This is a genomic window from Paenarthrobacter sp. AMU7 (assembly GCF_041200195.1).
Classification (GTDB): domain Bacteria; phylum Actinomycetota; class Actinomycetes; order Actinomycetales; family Micrococcaceae; genus Arthrobacter.
In genome coordinates this window covers 867,647-887,652 of record NZ_CP165735.1, presented here as the reverse complement: position 1 = coordinate 887,652, position 20,006 = coordinate 867,647, and the positions used below count along the sequence as shown (strand labels likewise).

The window sequence follows — 20,006 nt, the reverse complement described above, 5'->3', positions numbered from 1 at the left end:
CTGCACTCTTCGCAACAAGTGACCCCGACCGTCGGGGAGGCAGCCCAGCAGCGGGGCTTACCCATGCCCGGCCGATTTACCGCTGCCGGGCCACCCAGCGCACGGACAACGTGGTGCACACACAGAACGTCAGGACCGAGCCGAGGATCACGAACAGCGGCACCGTCCAGCCGTCGGTAACACTGTGCACGAACCCGATGGCAGTAGGAGCCAACGCTGCGAAGCAGTAACCCACCCCCTGCACCACGGCGGACATCCTGCCGGCGGCGGCCTGCGATTGCGCGAACTTGATGATGGCTATGAAGATCACCGTGATACCGCCGCCTTGGGCAATTCCGCCCAGCGAGGACCACACCCACCACCCCGAAGGTGCCAGCAACAATCCGAAGGGTACGGTCAGCCACAGCGCACTCAAGGTGACCGCAACCGTCGTCGTACTGGCGAAACGAGCCAGGAGTGGTACGCCCAGGCCGCCCACAATCGCGAAGATCTGGAAGAGGGAGGATCCTGCCCCGGCTTCGGCGGTGCCCATGGCGAGTTCGTCGGAGAGGAAGCTCGGGAGCCAGGCGGTAACCCCGTAGTAGGAGAATGCCTGCCCCGCGAAGCCGAGTGTGAGGCCCACAGTCAGCCAGCGGACACCCGCGACGCGCCCCGCCGGGGAAGCCGGAGGAGCAGGAACCGCAAGGGGAACAAACGCCCGGCGGGCTCCAACCGTAGGAACCCAGAACAGAATCGCGGCCAAAGCCAGCAGAGCACTGGCCGCGAGGGAAAGCCGCCACCCCACCAGCTCAGCAAGGGGCGCAGTAGCCACTGAGGTGAGGAACGAGCCAACATTCAGCGCGGCGGTGTAAACGCCCATCGCGGTCGCCTGGCGCCGGGGTGCGAAGTCGCGCCGGATGATCAGCGGCACCGCGATGTTGCCGATGGTGATGGCCACGCCAATGACCACCGTGCCCACCATCACCGAGGCACCGCCACCGCTGGAGCGGATGATCACGCCGGCCAACACTCCGAGCAACGTCAGCATGACGGCGAACTCGGCCCCAAACCGGCGTCCCGCCAGCGAAGCCAACGGGGAAGCGAGGGAGAAGCACAGCACGGGAATGCCAGTCAGCAGTCCAAGCTCAACCGGCGAGAAGCCGAGGTCCTGCTGCAGCGAGTCCACCACAGGAGCCACAGCCACAAAGGGGCCGCGCATGTTCAGGGCAATGAGGCCAATGCACGCAAGGATCAGCCAGCCGCGGGGAACTTTAGCGAGGAACTGGGTCATCGGGCGCAGGGGCAAGCACAGAATGCAGGAGGAGTTTTCATCACTTTCATTGCTATCACGCCCTCATCCGGCAACCGGCACCCAACAAGACCTAACCCGCTGCTTGGAGCGTGGCCTCAATCACGGCCGGCGACAAGACATGCTGGGTGACCATTTGGCTGGCGCCCAGGACCGCGGCACGCTGGCCTGCCATGGAGATGCCGATGCGCAGGTGCGTGGTGGCCAGCGGCAAGGACCGCCGGTAGACCACTTCGCGGATGCCGGCCACAAGGTGCTCGCCGGCCTCCCCCACACTGCCGCCGATGATGATCATGGACGGATTGAGCAGGTTGACCACGGTGGCCAGCACATCGCCGACGTCGCGCCCCGCCTGCCGCAGCGCCTGGATCGCCTGCAGATTTCCTTCACCAACGAGCCTGAGGACATCACCGCCGGTAGACGCTTCCAGCCCCTGGGCCTGCAGCTGACGCGCGACGGCGGGACCTGATGCAAGCGCCTCAAGGCATCCGTGATTGCCACACCGGCAGAGAACGTCGTCCCCGCGTGGGACACGGACGTGGCCGAGGTCGCCGGCGGTGCCGTTGGCGCCGCGCTGCAATTGACCACTGCTGATAATGCCGGCTCCGATGCCCGTAGCCACTTTGATGAACAGGAAGTTCTGGTGGTCCGGCCAGTAGGCGGTGCGCTCGCCGAGCGCCATGATGTTGACGTCGTTGTCCACCAAGACAGGAACCGGCCAAGAACGCTGAACGTAGGAGACGACGTCGAATCCGTCCCAGCCAGGCATGATCGGCGGCTTCACGGGTCGCCCGGTATGGTGCTCCACAGGCCCGGGCAATCCGATTCCCATGCCGGCGAGGTCGCCGGGTTTCCGTCCGGCTTCGGCCAGGAGTTCACGGCCCGCAGCCACCACGCGGCCCAGGACCGCGTCCGGGCCGTCGGCGACTTCCTGCGCCAGGCGCCGCTCGGCCAGGACGCTGCCACCGAGGTCGGTGACGGCAACAATCACGTGGGTAGCTCCGACGTCGACGGCCAGGACCACCCTCGCGGCGGGGTTGAAAGCAAAGCGCGACGGCGGCCTGCCGCCACTGGAGGAAGCCTCACCGGCGGGACCCACAAGTCCGGAACTGATGAGGGCGTCAATGCGGGCAGCAACGGTGGAACGGGCCAGTCCAGTGGTTTCAACAAGCTCAGCACGTGTACGGGCCCTGCCGTCGCGGAGGAGCTGAAACAAATTCCCAGGGCGTGAAAGGTTGCCGGCCTCTGGCGCGGAGGTTCTTCCGGCGTCAGTTCCGGCAGCTGATGTCATCCACATAGTGAAGCACGATTGCTTATGCATGTCATCCACCAGAACTTTGTCAGAATATCTTCGACTTTTGCTAGACGATCGGCAAAAGTCCCTCTAGGCTGAAATGAGTGCTCGAACAGTCCATTGCCGGGCGGAATCGGTAGCTCCCCCAGTGGGTGCTCACTAGACTGGCGCCAAGTCCCTGATCTCCCGGAAACACCCTCTCCCGAAAAGGAACCCAATGTCGTATTCACTTCAGCTGTACACACTCCGCGATGCCATCCAGGAGGACCTGCCGGGAACCATCAGGAAGGTCGCCGGGATCGGTTTCACGCAGGTGGAGCCGTACAACTTTGTGGCCACGGCCAAGGAACTCGGTGCAGCGTTGAAGGAGAACGGCCTGACCGCGCCGTCCGGGCACGCCCCGCTGTTGTCCCAGGATCAGGACGAGATCTTCGCAGCCGCCAAGGAACTGGGCATCACCACGGTGATCGATCCTTTCCTTCCCGCGGAGCACTGGCAGGACGCCGAAACCATCCAGGCCACCGCCGCCAAGCTCAACGCCGCAGCGAAGAAGGGCGCCGGGTACGGCATCCGCGTGGGGTACCACAACCACGCCTGGGAGCTGGAGTCCACCATCGAGGGCAAAACCGCACTGGAATACTTCGAAGGGTTGCTGGACCCGGAAGTGGTCCTGGAAATAGACACCTACTGGGTAGCCGTCGGCGGCCAGGATCCCGTGGAAGTCCTGGCCCGCCTGGGTGACCGGGTAAAGCTCATCCACATCAAGGACGGCCCGGCCACCACCGACACCAAAGCCCAACAGCCCGCAGGCCAGGGCACCATCCCGGTCCTGGACGTCATCGCCGCAGCGAAGTCACTGGAAGTAGGCGTGGTGGAATTCGATGACTACTCCGGCGACATCTTCGAAGGCATCACCCAAAGCCTGGCCTACCTCACCGCCGCAGCCAGCGCAGACGCAGCCGAAGGAGTACAGGCATGAGCTTCGCACCCTCCACCCGTAAAGGCCCCGTAGGTGTTGCCGTCATCGGCGCAGGCAACATCAGCAAGCAGTACCTGGACAACCTCACCACCTTCCCTGATGTGAAGGTCCTGGTTGTCGCGGACCTCTTCGCCGAAGCCGCGCAGGCCCGCGCCAAGGAATACGGCATCGCCGAATTCGGCACCCCGGAGCTGGCACTGACCCACCCCGACGTCGAACTCATCATCAACCTGACCATCCCCGCAGCCCATGTGGAGGTCGCCACCGCCGCGGTGGCCGCCGGCAAACACGTCTGGACCGAGAAGCCTTTCTCCCTGGACCGCGACTCCGGGCTGGGGTTGCTTAAAGCTGCCGACGCCGCGGGCATCCGGCTCGGCACCGCCCCGGACACCTTCCTCGGCGCCGGTTTGCAGACCGCCCGCCGCATCATCGAACGCGGTGACATCGGCACACCGTTGACGGGCATGACCACGTTCCAGACCCCAGGTCCGGAATCCTGGCACCCGAACCCCGCGTTCCTCTTCCAGCACGGCGCCGGTCCCCTGTTCGACATGGGCCCGTACTACCTCACGGCCTTGATTCAGACCTTCGGATCCGTCCGCAAGGTCGCCGCCGTCGGCTCATCGGCGAAGGCCACCCGCATCATCGGTTCCGGACCCAAAGCCGGCGAGGAATTCGCCGTCGAGGTCCCTACCCATGTCTCCGCGATGGCGCAGTTCGAGGGCGGGCAGTCCTCCCACAGCGTCTTCTCCTTCGAATCCCCGCGCCAGCGCATGGGCTTCGTGGAAATCACCGGCTCCGAAGCGACCCTGTCCCTGCCGGACCCGAACAACTTCGACGGCGACCTGAAGCTCTGGCGCCCAGGCGCTGAAGAGCCCGAGATCATCCCCGCCACAGGCCCGGCCAACGGACGTGGCATGGGGGCCCTGGACATGGCACGCGCCCTCCGTTCCGGCCTCCCGCACCGCGCCACCGGCGACCTCGCCTACCACGTACTGGACACCATGGTCTCGATCGCAGAGTCCATGGAATCCGGCACGTTCGTACACGTCACCAGCAACGCACCCGTCTCGGCCGCCCTCCCCGAGGACTGGGCACCCGAAACAGCAACGCTTTCCTAAGCAGCGAGGACCCACATCCATGACCACTCCTCCACACCTGCCCTCCACCTTGGGAGTGGCCGCTATTGGTTACGCCTTCATGGGGAAGGCCCACTCGAATGCCTGGCGGAACGTCGCCAGCTTCTTCGACGTCCCGGGGTTCGAACAGAAAGTGCTGGTTGGCCGGGACGCAGAGGCCGTTGCGGAAGCCGCTGCCAAGTACGGCTGGACCGAATCCGCCACCGACTGGCGCTCCGTCATTGAACGGGACGACATCCACATCATCGACATCTGCGCGCCGGGGTGGATGCACGCCGAAATCGCCATCGCTGCTTTGGAGGCGGGCAAGCATGTGCTCGTGGAGAAGCCGCTGGCCAACACCTTGGGTGAAGCCGAGTTGATGACCGCCGCGGCCGCCAAAGCCCGTGCCCGCGGGGTCCAGTCGATGATCGGATTCAACTACCGCCGCGTCCCGGCGTTGGCGCTGGCCCGCGAACTCATCGCCGAAGGACGTCTCGGCACCATCCGGCACGTCCGCGCCGCCTATCTGCAGGACTGGCTCACCGACGCGAAGTCCCCCATGTCCTGGCGCCTGCGGAAGGAAACCGCCGGTTCCGGTGCACTGGGCGATATCGCCTCGCACGCCATCGACCAGATCCTGTTCCTCCTCGGTGACACCGTCACTGAGGTCACCGGCCGCCTGAACACCTTCGTTGACCGCCGCCCCGGGCCGCAGGGCCCGGAAGATGTCACGGTCGACGACGCCGCTTGGGCTACGCTCACACTCGCCTCCGGAGCAATCGCCTCGGTGGAAGCGTCCCGCGTGGCTACGGGCCAGAAGAACTCCCTCAAGCTCGAAATTTACGGGGAAAAGGGAACCATTCTCTTTGACTTGGAGGCCCTGAACGAACTCGGTTTCCTTGACGCGACCGCACCGGTTCGCGAGCAGGGCTTCCGCCGGATCCTGGTCAACGAACCGGAGCACCCGTACCTTGGAGCGTGGTGGCCACAGGGTCACATCATCGGCTGGGAACACACTTTCACGCACCAGATCCGGGACTTCCTCACCGCGATCGCGGCCGGTGAGTCGCCGTCGCCGTCGTTCGAGGATGGACTGAACGTCCAGCACATCCTGGCCGCCGTGGAAGAATCCGCGGCCGCCAAAAGCTCACTGATCCAGCTCAACGCATCCGCTACTGAAGGAGCCTGACATGCCCCGCCCGTACACCTTGTTTACCGGCCAGTGGGCCGATCTCCCCTTCGAGGAAGTCGCGCGCCTTGCCTCGGGCTGGGGCTACGACGGCCTGGAAATCGCCGTCTCCGGAGACCACCTGGACGCCTGGCGCTGGGACGAACCCGGCTACGTCGAATCCAAACTTGCCGTCCTGGAGAAGTACAACCTGAAGGTCTGGGCCATCTCCAACCACCTCAAAGGCCAGGCCGTCTGCGATGACCCCATCGACTTCCGCCACGAAGCCATCGTCGGCTCACGCGTCTGGGGCGACGGGGAGCCCGAAGGCGTCCGCCAACGCGCCGCCGAAGAAATGAAGCACACCGCACGCCTCGCCCGCGCCCTGGGCGTGGACACCGTGGTGGGGTTCACCGGTTCTTCCATCTGGCAATACGTCGCCATGTTCCCGCCCGTCCCCGAAAAAGTCATCGAGGCCGGCTACCAGGACTTCGCCGACCGCTGGAACCCCATCCTGGACGTCTTCGACGAAAACGGTGTCCGCTTCGCCCACGAAGTCCACCCGAGTGAGATCGCCTACGACTACTGGACCACCGTCCGGACCCTCGAAGCGATCGGCCACCGGGAAGCGTTCGGCCTGAACTGGGACCCCTCCCACTTCATGTGGCAAGGCATCGACCCCGTGTCCTTCATCTGGGACTTCAAGGACCGGATCTACCACGTGGACTGCAAAGACACCAAGCTTCGCCCCACCGGCCGGAACACCGTGATGGGCTCGCACCTGCCGTGGGGCGACCCCCGCCGCGGCTGGGACTTCGTCTCCGCCGGGCGCGGCGATGTGCCCTGGGAATCGTCCTTCCGCGCCCTCACCGCCATCGGCTACAACGGCCCCATCTCCGTAGAATGGGAAGACGCCGGCATGGACCGCCTCCACGGCGCCCCCGAAGCCCTCGCCGCCCTCAAGAAGTTCGACTTCCCGGCGTCGCAGACCTCCTTCGACGCCGCATTCAGCAGCAAGGACTAACACGTGACCCTCAGCAACGGCACCTCCGATGGAACAATCCGCTGGGGAATCCTCGGCACAGGATTCATCGCAGGGCTCCAGACCAAGGACTTGAAGGAGAACGGTTTCACGGTGCAAGCCGTGGGATCCCGCTCGTTGGAATCGAGTGAGTCGTTCGCTGAGGAGTACGGCGTGGCCACCGCGCACGGCAGTTATGAGGATCTGGTAGCGGACCCGTTGGTTGACGTGGTCTATGTGGCCACGCCACACCCTTTCCACCACGCGAATGCCCTGCTGGCACTCAACGCTGGAAAGCATGTCCTGGTGGAGAAGGCGTTCACCATGAACGCCCGCGAGGCGCAGGACATCGTTGACCTCGCGGAATCCAAGGGGCTCGTTGCCTTGGAGGCCATGTGGACGCGGTTCCTGCCGCACATGATCCGTCTGCGCGACATCATCGCTGCAGGCACTATCGGTGAGGTACGCAAGGTGGTGGCCAGCCACAACCAAAGCCTCCCCAAGGATCCAGCCCACCGGCTGAACGATCCCGCACTGGGCGGCGGAGCGCTCCTGGACCTGGGCATTTACCCGATCTCCTTCGCGTTCGACATCCTGGGCACGCCTGCGTCAATTAAGGCAAGTGCCTCCATGTCGGCAACGGGCGTCGACCGCCAAACGGCAGCGATCTTCGAATACGCCAGTGGTGCCCAGGCGATGGTGGATTGCGAACTCGACGCCGCCAGCGCCAACCGTGCCATGGTCATCGGCAGCGAAGGGTGGATCGACATCGAGCACACCTGGTACAATCCGGTTCCGTTCACTGTTCATGCCGTGGATGGCACTGTCGTGGAGCGCTACGACCACCCCGTGGACAGCCGGGGCATGCAGTACCAGGCAGCAGAACTCGAACGCCTGATCCGCGCCGGCGAGACTGCCGGGACCATCTTGCCGCCAGCCGAGACCGTGGCCATCATGGCCGCCATGGACGAAATCCGGAAGCAGATCGGGCTTCGCTACGAGTCCGATTCCGTCCTGGAAGGAACAACTAATGACTGATTCACCGCGCCTCGCTGAACTCCGCCAGCAGGAAGATGAGCTGGTCTTCGCTTCGTTCGACCACCACGACGCATGGCGGCTCGGGTCGCTGATCGCCAACCATGCCATCGCTTCCGATCTTGGCGTTGCAATCGACATCCGTCGGCACAACCTCGTCCTCTTCCGCTGTGTCCTGCCCGGTACCACCGCCGACCAGGAAGAGTGGATCCGACGCAAGTCTGCTGCCGTGCTGCGGTTTGAGCACAGCACCGCGTTGTTGGGTGAACAGTTTGCCGAACGCAACCCCCTTGGTGGCGGGTGGCTGGCACCGGAGGACTACACGTTGGACGGCGGTTCTTTCCCCATCCGTGTGCGAGGCGCCGGCGTCATCGGCGCGATTACGGTGTCCGGGTTGTCTTCGGACGAGGACCACCAGATGGTGGTGGACGGAATCCGGAGCTACTTGAAGACGGTGGGGGCTTAGGAGCGGATGCTCCACAGGTTCATCGTCCCGGGTACACCACGGCCTTGAGTTGGCCGGGCTGCTTACCGGCTTTGAGTGCCGCCTCAGACTCAGAGAGGGAGAACTTGCCCGTGACCAGGATGTCTAAATCCACTTTGCCGTCCGCGAGCAGTTGGATGGCAAGGGGCCAGGTGTTGGTGTAGCGGAAGACACCGGAGAGCCAGATCTCCCGGTTCTGGATGAAGGAAACGGGCAGTTCGACCTCATCCGCGCCGAGTCCCACCAGGATCACCCGGCCCGCAGGCCCCACGGCCCTGATCCCGGAACGGACCGCCTGCGGTGCGCCCGACGCGTCAATGAAGGCATCGACGTCGAGCCCTTCCACGCTGTCCGTCTTCGCGTTCAACGCGTGCGTCGCACCGTGTTCCAAGGCGAAGGCGAGACGGTCGTGGGCGATGTCGGTGACGTATATTTCACTCGCACCGTAAGCCCGTGCTGCTTGCACCGCGATGATGCCGATGGGGCCTGCCCCGGCGATCAAGACCCGGCTACCAGGCTTGATTTTTGCACGCTCGCACGCCCAGAGCCCTACGGACAGCGGCTCGATCAAGGCAGCGGCTTCGTCGCTGACATTGTCCGGGATGTCGTATGCGAAGTCACTTTGAATGGTGACGTACTCGGCGAACGCGCCGTCCACGGGCGGCGTCGCGTAAAACTTCATCTCCGGGCAGAGGTTGTAGCGTCCGGCCTTGCACTGCTTGCAGGTCCGGCAAGGGCGTTGGGGCTCTACGGCGACTCTCGCACCAAGGCGGGCGGGGTCTACGGAACTCCCGACGGCGGCAATCCGCCCCGCGAGTTCGTGGCCCAGGATCAAAGGGTGGTCCACCACGTAATCGCCGATCCGGCCATGCTCGTAGTAGTGAACATCGCTTCCGCAGACTCCGACGGCGGAAACCTGCACCAGCACTTGGTCGGCTTCGAGGTGCGGTATGGGGACCGTCGCCAGGGTCATCGCACCCTGGCGATGCAGGATGGCGGCGCGCATGGTGGCTGGCAGTTCAGGCGGGTCGAGCAGAGGGGTTCGGGTGGTTGAGGTAGTCATGATCGGAATCCTTTGGAGTTGGTTACTTAACCGCGCCGAGCGAGAGACCTTGGACAAGCTTGTCCTGGGCGGCGAAGCCGGCGAACAGTACGGGGAGCGAAATGACGACAGCGGCGGCGCAGACCTTGGCGAGGAAGAGACCTTGGCCTGAGACGAAACCGGTCAGGAAAACAGGTGCGGTTCCGGCGACGACTCCAGTGAGTACCCGCGCCAACAGCAGTTCGTTCCAACTGAAGATGAAGCAGATCAGCGCTGTCGCCGCGATCCCGGGCATTGCTACGGGTGCAATGACTTTGCGGAGCGTGACGATGAGGTTGGCTCCGTCGATCTGCGCTGCTTCCAGCATTTCCACTGGAACCTCGGCGAGGAAGGAGCGCATCATCCATACCGCGATGGGGAGATTCATGGAGGTGTACATCAGGATGAGGAACCAGATGTTGTCCAGAGCGCCTACGGTCCTTGCGAAGAGGTACAACGGAAGGATCGCTGCCACGACGGGCATCATCTTGGTGGACAGGAAGAAGAACATGACGTCGGTCCACTTCTTCACTGGCTTGATGGACAGCGCATAAGCGGCCGGAATGGCAAGGATGAGGACGAGGACCGTTGACAGGATGGAAGCGGTAGCGGAGTTGATCAATGATGGCCACGGGCTGACACCGGATGCTTCCCCGAAGAACTCCTTGTAGGCGTCCAGGGTGAGGTTCGCCGCGATGGAGGGCGGGTTGGTTGCGGCATCGGTTTCGGAGTGGAAGGAGGTCAGGATCATCCACAGGACCGGTGTGGCAAAAAGCAGTGCCAGCAGCCAAGCTGCGATTCCGGCGGCTGTGTTGTTGCGGGTGGGCTCCATCCGGGACTTGCCGCGACGACGGATGCCGGCTGGCGTGCTGGATTTTTCAGGCGTGATGCGGGCTGCGGCAGGACTGAGTGTGCTCATCGTGCTGCCTCCTTCTTGAATAGCGAGAAAACGGTGCGGAGGGCGAAGGTCGCCACAAGGATGGTGCCGATGACAACCACAACGCCGGCCGCGGAGGCAAGCCCGTATTCGTTGGCGAAATAGAACGTCTGGTAGATCGCGTAGGGCAGATTGGCTGTGCCGAGTCCGCCCGCTGTGAGGGTGAAGACTGCGTCGAAGTTCTGCACGATATAGATCGCGCCGAGAAGACCACCAAGCTCCAGATACTGGCGAAGATGGGGCAGGGTCAGGTGCCGGAATATGGCCCACGGCGTTGCACCGTCCATTTGGGCTGCTTCCACGGTGTCCATGGGCCGTGACTGAAGACCGGCGAGCAAGATGAGCATCATGAACGGCGTCCACTGCCACACCAGCGAGATGATGACCGCCATCAGCGGCGCTTGGGACAGCAGGTCCAACTGCGGAGGAGTGTCGCTGCCGAACAGGGACCAGATCCAGGTCAGGACACCGTTGATCAATCCGTACGTGGGATTGAGCAGTGCGTGCTTCCAGATCAGGGCAGCGGCCACGGGCACCACAAGGAACGGAGCAATCAGCAGCGTCCTTGCCAGTCCGCGTCCGATGAATTTCTTGTCCAGCAGCAGGGCCAGGCCCAGGCCGACGACCAGGCTGGCCAGGACCACGGCAACTGTGAGGAGGATGGTGGTGAAGATTGCTTGGCGGAGGTCGGGATCGGTGAGGACCGTGACGTAGTTCTCGAAGCCGGCGAAACCCGTGGTGCCGGGGCTCAGGCTGTTCCAGTTCAGGAACGAGATGATCAGTGTCACCACGAACGGGAGCTGCGTGACGATGATGAGGAAGATCAGGGCTGGAAGCAGCGGTGCACGCCGCGCCCAGGCCAGTGCGCGTTCCCGCGGTGCTTTGTTTCGTGATGGTTTGGCTGTGGCATGTCCCGGGCGGGAGATGCGCGCCGTTGCGGTAGTCATGATGTTCTCCTGCGGTTCGGTTATTGCTTGTTCTTGTACTTGTCGCCGACCTTTTGCGCGGCTTCCTGGCCTTTTGCCAGTGCCTCGGCCACACTCCCTTGACCGGCAATGGCAGAGCTGACGCCTTGGGAGACATTGGTGCCAAGCGCGGCAAACTCGGGGATGCCCACAAACTGGATGCCGACCGCAGGACGTTCCTGGAGGCCAGGGTTCTTAGGGTCTGCATTCTCGATGGCAAAGCGTTCGGCTTCGAAGAACGGCGCCGCGTCCTGGAACTCCGGGTTCTCGTACGTGGAGATGCGCTTACCGGAAGGCACCTTGGACCAGCCGAGCTTGGAGGCCACCAGTTCTTCGTATTCTTTTGAACTTGCCCAGGCTATGAACGCTTCCGCGGAGTCCTTCTTCTTCGACGCCGCCTGCAAGGCCCAAGACCACGTCCACAACCAGCCCGATGATGAGGTTTCCTTCACCGGGGCCTGCGCATAGCCAATCTTGCCCTTCACCGGGGAGGCCTCCGCCTCCAGTGCGCCGGCGGCCGAAGTTGCGTCGTACCACATGGCCACTTTGCTTTGCGTTAGGTTATTCAGGCATTCCGTGAAGCCTGACTGGGCTGCACCGGCCTGACCGTGCTCCCGGACCAGTTTGGCGTAGAACTCCGTGGCTTCCGTGAACTCAGGCGAGGTGACCTTGGCGTTCCAGTCTTTGTCGAACCACGTACCACCAAAGGTGTTGACCACAGTTGTCAGCGGCGCGAAGACCTGCCCCCAACCGGGCTGGCCGCGGAGGCAGATCCCCTTCATCCCGGGTTCTGCCCCGTCCACTTGGGCGGCGAGCTCTGCCACTTCGTCCCAGGTTGGCTTCTCCGGCATGGTCAGGCCCTTGGCCGCGAAAACATCCTTGCGGTACATGAGGAAGGACGATTCACCATAGAAGGGTTCCCCGTAGAGCTTGCCGTCGTCCCCGGTGAGGGAGGCGGTATACGCCGGAAGGATGTCGGCCTGGTTGAACTCCGGGTCCGCGGCTACGTTGTCCAGCGGAGCCAGCCAGCCGTTGGCCGAGTAAAACGGGATCTCATAGTTGGACAATGCGGCCACATCGTACTGTCCGGCCTGGCTGGAGAACTCCTGGCTGATCTTTGCCCGGACGTCATTCTCGGGCAGCACCGTGTAGTTCACCCGAATGCCGGTCTCTCTGGTGAAGTTGTCCGCAGTAAGCCTCTGCAGGTCTTCCATCTGCGGGTTGTTGACCATCAGGACGCTGATGCTGTTCTGGTCACCAGTCCCTATTCCACCCGCTCCGGCACAGGCCGTAGCGGTCAGCGCGATGCACAGGGCGCCGGCGGCAAGGGCTGCCGCACGTGTTTTTGGGCGCATTGAGGACTCCTTCGTTCTTCATTGGGGTGCGCAGTCTCTGCACTCCTACCACTGCGTGGAAGTACAAGACTTGGGCGGGGCATTCGACCGGATATCCGGGTCGCCTCGCTGTGTTCCTCAAGACTAGGCGTGTGGGGTGGGGCACAACTAGCGTCATTGATGACGCATACTGATACTTATTTTCCCGATTTCTCCGGAGGCCCCTATGAGTTCCGCCCCTCCTGGCAACGCTGCGGCCCGCCTGGCCCAACGACTGGTGGGGATGCGCGCCAATCGCGAGGTGATCCCGGAGGATCCGAACCATTCGGTCCGCTGGCACCAACATGACTATCCCAGTCCGGTAGCGCGCTGGAACTATCACCCTGAATACGAGATCCACCTGATCCGAAAGGGCCACGGGAAGTTCATTGTGGGCGACCACATCGGTACGTTCGAGGCCGGCCACGTGACCTTGGTAGGGTCCGGACTCCCCCACGACTGGGTCAGTGATCTCGAACCAGGGGAAAAGCTGGCCAACCGTGACGCCGTGATCCAGTTCGACGGAAAATGGTTGGATCAGGCGGCTGCCCTGGTCCCCGAACTAGCCGAAGTGCGTCCGCTGCTGGAACAGGCTGCACGCGGAATCGAATTCACCGGCACCACAGCCAAAGCGGCAGCATCTTCCATCGAAGCCATGGGCACCTCCACCGGCTTGGAGCGCCTACGCCATTTGCTGGCCCTGTTCGCGACCCTTTGCCAGGCGCCGGATCACGAGCGCACTTACCTCGCCGACGAATGGTTCCGGCCGCAATTGGACGGTCAGGCCCAAGCAGTAGTGGACATCGTCCTGGAGTACGTCTTCAGCAACCACGCCGGAAGTATCTCCATGTCAGAAGCAGCAGCCATGGTGGGAATGGCCGAGCCCACTTTCTCCAAGTACTTCAAACGATCCACGGGCCAAAACTTCACGGACCTTGTCCGCAAGCTGCGGCTGGCGCACGCACGCCGCCTCCTGGAACGCACCGACAAGCCCATCTCGGACATTTGCTACGAGGTGGGATTCAACAATCTGTCCAACTTCAACCGTCGTTTCCTGTCAGACGCGGGGGTGAGCCCCAGCCAGTTCCGAAAGCGCCTACAAGGCCAGCCTCATTGACGAATAAGCACAGCCGGGATATCCACCAGCACTAACACGCACCCTCTGTATCACCGCCCCTTCAGCACATATCGCCTTTCAGGACGTCCGACGCCGTACTTGAGTCGCACGTCCAGCGCCCCCTCGTCGTGGAGGTACTCAAGGTAACGGCGGGCGCTGACGCGTGAGGTCCCCAGTTGCTCGGCAAGCTCAGCAGCGGAAAGGTCACCCGGGGCCGACTTCAGCGCGGACTCAACCAGTTCGAGGGTCTCCACGCTGCACCCTTTGGGCAGCGTCCGCTCGGAAACACCCAGGCCAAAGACCCGATTGACGTCTGACTGTTCGGCCTCCTGTTTCGAAGCATCCAGCCCTTGGTAAGCACTGAGGTAGTGCTCCAGCCGTTCCTGCAGGTCAGCTTGGGAGAACGGCTTGATGAGGTAGTGCACAATCCCGCCACGCAAGGCCTTCCGCACGGTCTCCACTTCGCGGGCCGCGCTGATCACCAGCACGTCCAGGTCGGGAGCGACGTCCCGCAGCTGGTGCATGAGGTCCAAGCCATTGATGTCGGGAAGATGGATGTCCAACAACACAAGGTCGGGCTGGAGCCTTTGCGTCTCCGCCAAGGCCTGGGCACCCGTATGCGCCACGCCCACCACCCCGAACCCTGGGGTCCGTTGAATGAATCCGGCGTGCACCTTGGCCACCATAAAGTCGTCGTCAACAATCAGTACCTTGATCACGGCTTCGCTGCCCCTTCGCTTGAATCTGGTTCGTGCTTTCCGAACCGCGCCGTGAACACGGCTCCGTTGTCGTTGGACACAGTGAGGTCTCCTCCGGAGCGCCGGCAGATCACCCGCGACAGCGCCAAGCCAAATCCCCTCGCATCACCGGGCCCCGGGTCCTTGGTGGAAAAGCCCTGACGAAAGATATCTTCCGCGGAGCCGGAGGGAACACCCGGTCCGTTGTCCCGGACGGTAACCGTGACACCGTCCGGGGAGTTGACCACCAACACGCGGACCGAAGCCCCGGCGCGGCCAGTGACGGCGTCGAACGCGTTGTCCACCAGGTTGCCCACCACGGTGGTGAGGTCGCGCGACAGTTCCTCTTTGACGCGTGGCAGCGCAGAGTCCGGATCCAGTTGCAGTTCCACGCCCCGTTCGGTGGCAAGACTGGCTTTGGCGATCAGGAGGGCGGCGAGCGCAGGGTCCTCGATCCGGCTGGTGACGTCGTCATTGAGCCGGGTGCGGTCCACGGTGGCGCCGTTGACGAACTGGACCACGGAGTCGTATTCGCCGATCTGGATGAGCCCGGAGATGACGTGGAGTTGATTGGCGAACTCGTGGGCTTGCGCCCGCAGGGTATCGGTGACGGTCTTGGTGGCGCCGAGTTCGCTCTCCAGAGACGACAACTCGGTCCGGTCCCTCAGCGTTGTCACCGAACCGATGTCGCGGCCGCGCGAGCGCAGTGCCACGCGGTTCATGACCACCAGCCGCTCCCCCACGAGCACCAGCTGGTCGGGGTCGGACTGTTCACGGGTCAGGACGATCTTCAAGGCCGGGTCGACGTGGAGGGATCGCAGCTTCTTCCCGACGCAATCCGGAGGCAGTCCAAGGAGTTGGCGGGCACTCTGGTTGGCCACCGTGATGCGCTCATGGGGATCCAGGGCCACCACCCCTTCCTTCAGGCCCTGCAGCATCGCTTCCCTGTTTTCAACCAGTCCCGTGATCTCCCGCGGTTCCATGCCCAGGGTTTGCCGTTTGACGCGGCGTGACAACAGGAGGGATCCGGCGACGCCCAGGACGCTGGCAACACCCAGGTAGGTGAGGAGGTTGGGCACGGCATCGCCCAGGCGCTCGATGGTGGAGGGGTAGTTCCTGCTGACGGAAGCTACGCCGATCATGATTCCGGCGTCATCCAGGACGGGGACATGGGCGGAAAGTACGGCCCCTCCACCGGTCGGCAGGACGCCGGTCCACGCCCGGCCCTCCATAACCCTGCTTTCACCGAGGGGCAGCGATTGTCCTACCAGGCTGGGATCGGACGAGGCCACCACCGTACCGTCCAGCTTGGCGAGGGCCACGTGGGAAGATCCCGACACGGTGCGGACGGATTCGGCCACGGCGGGAAGGGCGGAACCGGCGCGGGGTTCGGCTGTGGGCAGCAACGCGCGCACGGTGGGGTTGTTGCCCAAAGCCTCGGCAGCGGACAGTGCCCGACGCCCCTCTGTCCGTTCGAAAACAGCAGCGGATTGGGCGAGTGAAATGGCCACCACCGCCACAAGAACAGCCAGGACAATGAGCAACTGCAGCACAAGGTACTGCCCCGCCAGGGACATTCCTCTTCTTCGAGACAGTCGAGTCACTGCTGGGTTCCTTTGGTGGTGCCAGTGAGCGGGAGGGTGGATTGCAGCTTCCCCCGTGGCGTACCGGAACTATACCCCAGCGGTACGTAAGGCCAGATCAAACGGCCAAAAACCGTGAACGCAATGAACTTAAAGATCACTGCGAACACAAGAGTGATCGTCGTCACGTACACGCCTAGCATCAAAGGAACGGGGCATAACGCTGATCGCCCTGCACCGTATTTTCAATGATGAGAAGAGGAACACCATGCGCCAGATCCGCGCATTGCGAGTCGCCGCCGTCGCCGCCGGCATCGCCCTGATGGCCACCGGCTGCGGTGCCACAGGTAAGTCCACAGGTTCTGAAAGCTCCGGCGCTGCCGCGGGGCCCATCACCGGTCTCCAGATCATGGTCCCCAACACTCCCGGTGGCGGCTACGACACCACCGCCCGGGCAGCCGCCAAGGTACTGGACGACGAGAAGATCTCCACCAACACCGAGGTATTCAACCTTGCCGGCGCCGGCGGAACAGTTGGCTTGGCCCGCATCGTCAATGAAAAGGGCAACGGTGACCTCACGATGCTCATGGGCCTGGGCGTTGTGGGAGCCAGCTACACCAACAAGTCCGAGTCGAAGCTGACCGAGACCACCCCGTTGGCAAAGCTGATCGAGGAACCCGGCGCCATCATGGTGGGCAAGGACTCCCCGTACAAGACCATTGATGATCTGGTGAAGGCCTGGAAGGCCAACCCGGCTTCCATCTCGGTTGGCGGCGGCTCCTCGCCTGGCGGCCCGGACCACCTCCTGCCGATGCAGTTGGCGGGCGCTGTTGGCATCGACGCTACCAAGGTCAACTTTGTGTCGTACGACGGCGGTGGCGACCTTTTGCCCGCCATCCTCGGCAACAAGCTTGGTTTCGCCGCTTCCGGCGCAGGCGAGTACCTCCAGCAGATCAAGTCCGGCGAGATCCGCGTCCTTGCCACCAGTGGCGAGAACCGTTTGGAGGGCGTGGATGCTCCCACGTTGAAAGAGTCCAACATTGACTTGGTCTTCACCAACTGGCGCGGCATTGTGGCCCCTCCGGGCATCAGCGAGGACGACAAAAAATCCTTGATCGCCGCCCTCGAGAAGATGCACGAATCTGCCGGTTGGAAGGAAGCCCTGAAGACCCACAGCTGGACGGACGCTTTTGTCACCGGTGACGAGTTCCAGACCTTCCTGACGGACCAGGACAAGCGCGTTGCGGATGTCCTCACCAAGCTCGGGTTGGCGTGAGCTCCACAGCCACAGGCCTTAAAGGCCGCGCCGAGCTGGGGGTAGCCCTTCTGCTCGGCGCGGTGGGCGTCCTGGTCTTCCTGGACGCGAACGGCCTGGTGACCCCGTACTCCCAGTCGGACCCCGTGGGTCCGAAGACTGTTCCGTTCATTGTTTCCGGGCTGCTGATCATCTGCGCCATCCTCCTTGCCATCAACGTCCTCCGCGGCGGCAAGGGCGAAGCCGAAGGCGGCGAAGACGTTGACCTGGCACACCCCGCCGATTGGAAGACCGTCCTCCCGCTGGCCGGAGCTTTCATCCTGAACATCCTGCTCATCGACTGGGCCGGGTGGGTTATCTCCGGAACGGTCCTCTTCTGGGGCAGCGTGCTGGCACTTGGCAGCCGCCGCTACATCCGGGACGGCCTCATCTCCGTCGCATTGTCACTGCTGACCTTCTACGGCTTCTACCTCGGTTTGGGCATCGCCCTTCCTGCCGGGCTCCTGGAAGGAATCCTCTAATGGACGTCTGGTCCTCCTTGATGGACGGTTTCGCCACCGCCCTGACCCCCATGAACCTCTTGTTCGCCGTGATCGGCGTGCTCCTGGGTACCGCCGTCGGCGTTCTTCCCGGGCTGGGCCCGGCCATGACCGTGGCACTGCTGCTTCCGGTGACCGCTGCATTGGAACCCACCAGCGCCTTCATCATGTTCGCCGGCATCTACTATGGCGGCATGTTCGGCGGTTCCACCACCTCCATCCTCCTGAACACACCGGGTGAATCGTCGTCAGTGGTGACGGCCATCGAAGGCAACAAAATGGCCAAGGCGGGCAGGGCCGCGCAGGCGCTTGCCACCGCGGCCATCGGTTCGTTCATCGCCGGTACCATCGGCACCGCATTGCTGGCAGTGTTCGCGCCCATTGTGGTGCAGTTCGCCGTGAGTTTGGGCGCTCCGAGCTACTTCGCCATCATGGTCCTCGCCCTGCTGGCCGTCACCGCGGTCCTGGGCTCTTCCAGGCTCCGCGGTTTCGCGTCGCTTGCCCTTGGCCTGGCCATTGGCCTGGTGGGCATCGATTCGGTGACGGGCCAACGCCGCCTGACCTTCGGCCAGCCCCTGCTGGTGGACGGCCTGGACATCGTGGTGGTGGCCGTCGCAATCTTCGCCGTGGGTGAAGCCCTCTGGGTTGCTGCCCACCTGCGCCGCACTCCTCTCCATGTCATTCCCGTTGGCCGTCCGTGGATGGGTAAGAAGGACTGGGGACGTTCCTGGAAGCCCTGGCTTCGCGGCACGGCTTTCGGTTTCCCCTTCGGAGCGCTTCCGGCTGGCGGCGCGGAAATCCCCACGTTCCTCTCCTACGTCACGGAGAAGCGGCTCAGCAAGCACCCGGAAGAATTCGGCAAGGGCGCCATCGAAGGCGTGGCAGGACCCGAGGCGGCCAACAATGCTGCCGCCGCCGGAACCATGACGCCGCTGCTCGCACTCGGCCTCCCCACCAACGCAACAGCCGCCGTCATGCTCGCCGCGTTCACGTCCTACGGCATCCAACCCGGCCCGCAGCTGTTCTCCAGCCAAGGCCCCTTGGTGTGGGCATTGATCGCCAGCCTCTTCATTGGCAACTTCCTGCTCCTGCTCATCAACCTGCCCTTGGCACCCGTCTGGGCCAAGCTTCTGCAGCTTCCCCGCCCCTACCTCTATGCAGGCATCCTGTTCTTCGCCACCTTGGGCGCCTACTCGGTCAACCTGCAGGCCTTCGATCTTGTGATCCTGCTGGTACTTGGCGCACTTGGCTTCATGATGCGGCGCTTCGGGCTTCCGGTCCTGCCGCTGATCCTGGGCGTCATCCTCGGGCCGCGCATCGAAGGGCAGCTTCGTAAGACGTTGCAGCTGAGCGCCGGCGACCCCGCAGGCCTCTTCAGCGAACCGATTGCAATCGTGGTCTACATCATCGTGGCAATCATCTTGGTGTGGCCATTCATCTTCAAGCTCATCCGCCGCAACCGTCCAGTAGCTCCCGCAGGACCGTCCGGGCAGGCGACTCCCGCAGAACCGGAGACGGCAGCTCCCACCGAGTCAACCACCCCGACCCACCAGAAACAGGAGAAACCATGACCATCGTGGTGGGATACGTCCCCACACCAGAAGGCGAAGCAGCACTGACACAGGCCATCGCCGAGGCCAAGAAGAGCAACGACACCCTCCTGGTTATCAACTCGTCCAAGGGCGACGCCTTGGTGGACAACCGGTACGCCCAGGAACCGGACATCCAGAGCATCGAGGAGCGTCTGGCCGAACAGGGCATCCAGCACATCATCAAGCAGCCGATCCGTGGTCACGATGCCGCTGCCGAAGTCCTGGACGCCGCCGACGAAAACGACGCCGCCCTTATTGTCATCGGCCTTCGCCGCCGCAGCCCCGTAGGCAAGCTCATCATGGGCAGCGTTTCCCAACGGATCCTGCTGGAGGCGGACTGCCCGGTGCTGGCGGTCAAAGCCGACTAGGAGTCCGGTCAGAGGACAGGGAAGCACGACGGCGGCTGGTCACCTAGGTGACCAGCCGCCGTCGTGCCT

The 20,006-nt window shown here is 63.5% G+C and carries 19 protein-coding genes; 11 read left to right on the top strand and 8 right to left on the bottom strand.

Annotated features, from left to right (window positions below; all coding sequences use genetic code 11):
* Positions 1-76: 76 nt before the first annotated feature.
* The gene (locus ABQM86_RS04250) at positions 77-1,270 is read right to left on the bottom strand and encodes a CynX/NimT family MFS transporter (RefSeq protein ID WP_369746005.1); all 1,194 of its coding nucleotides are present in this window, start codon (positions 1,268-1,270) and stop codon (positions 77-79) included.
* A gap of 91 nt (positions 1,271-1,361) precedes the next feature.
* The gene (locus tag ABQM86_RS04245) at positions 1,362-2,579 is read right to left on the bottom strand and encodes an ROK family transcriptional regulator (RefSeq protein WP_369746004.1); all 1,218 of its coding nucleotides are present in this window, start codon (positions 2,577-2,579) and stop codon (positions 1,362-1,364) included.
* Between the two features lie 220 nt (positions 2,580-2,799).
* Between ABQM86_RS04245 and ABQM86_RS04240 the strand changes: the two genes are divergently transcribed.
* The 6 genes from ABQM86_RS04240 to ABQM86_RS04215 are packed head-to-tail and all read left to right on the top strand — an operon-like array spanning position 2,800 to position 8,372.
* Positions 2,800-3,561: a sugar phosphate isomerase/epimerase gene (locus tag ABQM86_RS04240; RefSeq protein ID WP_207596230.1), complete on the top strand. Its 762-nt coding sequence runs from the start codon at positions 2,800-2,802 to the stop codon at positions 3,559-3,561.
* A complete protein-coding gene (locus ABQM86_RS04235) occupies positions 3,558-4,682 on the top strand; it encodes a Gfo/Idh/MocA family oxidoreductase (RefSeq protein ID WP_280626622.1) in 1,125 nt (374 codons plus the stop codon). The genes ABQM86_RS04240 and ABQM86_RS04235 overlap by 4 nt, the downstream gene beginning before the upstream one ends.
* Before the next feature lie 19 nt (positions 4,683-4,701).
* On the top strand, positions 4,702-5,871 hold the full coding sequence (locus ABQM86_RS04230) for a Gfo/Idh/MocA family protein (protein WP_369746003.1): 1,170 nt from the start codon (positions 4,702-4,704) through the stop codon (positions 5,869-5,871).
* A gap of 1 nt (position 5,872) precedes the next feature.
* Entirely contained in the window at positions 5,873-6,874 is a 1,002-nt protein-coding gene (locus tag ABQM86_RS04225; RefSeq protein ID WP_280626618.1) for a sugar phosphate isomerase/epimerase family protein, read from the top strand.
* A gap of 3 nt (positions 6,875-6,877) precedes the next feature.
* The gene (locus ABQM86_RS04220; protein WP_280626616.1) at positions 6,878-7,909 is read left to right on the top strand and encodes a Gfo/Idh/MocA family oxidoreductase; all 1,032 of its coding nucleotides are present in this window, start codon (positions 6,878-6,880) and stop codon (positions 7,907-7,909) included.
* On the top strand, positions 7,902-8,372 hold the full coding sequence (locus ABQM86_RS04215; protein ID WP_280626614.1) for a heme-degrading domain-containing protein: 471 nt from the start codon (positions 7,902-7,904) through the stop codon (positions 8,370-8,372). The genes ABQM86_RS04220 and ABQM86_RS04215 overlap by 8 nt, the downstream gene beginning before the upstream one ends.
* A 19-nt stretch (positions 8,373-8,391) precedes the next feature.
* Here ABQM86_RS04215 and ABQM86_RS04210 read toward each other — a convergent pair whose 3' ends face one another.
* The 4 genes from ABQM86_RS04210 to ABQM86_RS04195 are packed head-to-tail and all read right to left on the bottom strand — an operon-like array spanning position 8,392 to position 12,728.
* The gene (locus ABQM86_RS04210) at positions 8,392-9,453 is read right to left on the bottom strand and encodes an NAD(P)-dependent alcohol dehydrogenase (RefSeq protein ID WP_369746002.1); all 1,062 of its coding nucleotides are present in this window, start codon (positions 9,451-9,453) and stop codon (positions 8,392-8,394) included.
* A gap of 22 nt (positions 9,454-9,475) precedes the next feature.
* Entirely contained in the window at positions 9,476-10,390 is a 915-nt protein-coding gene (locus tag ABQM86_RS04205; RefSeq protein ID WP_369746001.1) for a carbohydrate ABC transporter permease, read from the bottom strand.
* A complete protein-coding gene (locus ABQM86_RS04200; RefSeq protein WP_369746000.1) occupies positions 10,387-11,355 on the bottom strand; it encodes a carbohydrate ABC transporter permease in 969 nt (322 codons plus the stop codon). The genes ABQM86_RS04205 and ABQM86_RS04200 overlap by 4 nt, the downstream gene beginning before the upstream one ends.
* Positions 11,356-11,375: 20 nt before the next feature.
* Positions 11,376-12,728 (bottom strand): sugar ABC transporter substrate-binding protein, encoded by a 1,353-nt coding sequence (locus tag ABQM86_RS04195; RefSeq protein WP_369745999.1) that lies wholly within the window; start codon positions 12,726-12,728, stop codon positions 11,376-11,378.
* Between the two features lie 205 nt (positions 12,729-12,933).
* On the opposite strand from ABQM86_RS04195, the gene ABQM86_RS04190 reads away from it, so the two are divergent.
* Positions 12,934-13,863 (top strand): AraC family transcriptional regulator, encoded by a 930-nt coding sequence (locus ABQM86_RS04190; protein ID WP_337340468.1) that lies wholly within the window; start codon positions 12,934-12,936, stop codon positions 13,861-13,863.
* A 50-nt stretch (positions 13,864-13,913) separates the two neighbouring features.
* Here ABQM86_RS04190 and ABQM86_RS04185 read toward each other — a convergent pair whose 3' ends face one another.
* Together ABQM86_RS04185 and ABQM86_RS04180 are read right to left on the bottom strand one after the other, a co-directional pair.
* Entirely contained in the window at positions 13,914-14,582 is a 669-nt protein-coding gene (locus ABQM86_RS04185; protein WP_207596212.1) for a response regulator, read from the bottom strand.
* Positions 14,579-16,177: an ATP-binding protein gene (locus ABQM86_RS04180; protein WP_369746626.1), complete on the bottom strand. Its 1,599-nt coding sequence runs from the start codon at positions 16,175-16,177 to the stop codon at positions 14,579-14,581. Before ABQM86_RS04180 ends, ABQM86_RS04185 begins: the two co-directional genes overlap by 4 nt.
* 274 nt (positions 16,178-16,451) lie before the next feature.
* Between ABQM86_RS04180 and ABQM86_RS04175 the strand changes: the two genes are divergently transcribed.
* The 4 genes from ABQM86_RS04175 to ABQM86_RS04160 are packed head-to-tail and all read left to right on the top strand — an operon-like array spanning position 16,452 to position 19,937.
* A complete protein-coding gene (locus ABQM86_RS04175; RefSeq protein WP_089593660.1) occupies positions 16,452-17,459 on the top strand; it encodes a tripartite tricarboxylate transporter substrate binding protein in 1,008 nt (335 codons plus the stop codon).
* A complete protein-coding gene (locus tag ABQM86_RS04170) occupies positions 17,456-17,959 on the top strand; it encodes a tripartite tricarboxylate transporter TctB family protein (RefSeq protein ID WP_207596211.1) in 504 nt (167 codons plus the stop codon). The genes ABQM86_RS04175 and ABQM86_RS04170 overlap by 4 nt, the downstream gene beginning before the upstream one ends.
* The gene (locus ABQM86_RS04165) at positions 17,959-19,548 is read left to right on the top strand and encodes a tripartite tricarboxylate transporter permease (RefSeq protein ID WP_369745998.1); all 1,590 of its coding nucleotides are present in this window, start codon (positions 17,959-17,961) and stop codon (positions 19,546-19,548) included. The genes ABQM86_RS04170 and ABQM86_RS04165 overlap by 1 nt, the downstream gene beginning before the upstream one ends.
* Positions 19,545-19,937 carry a universal stress protein gene (locus tag ABQM86_RS04160; protein WP_207596209.1) on the top strand — a complete coding sequence of 131 codons (393 nt, stop codon included), beginning with the start codon at positions 19,545-19,547 and terminating at the stop codon, positions 19,935-19,937. The genes ABQM86_RS04165 and ABQM86_RS04160 overlap by 4 nt, the downstream gene beginning before the upstream one ends.
* The last annotated feature ends 69 nt before the right edge of the window (positions 19,938-20,006 follow it).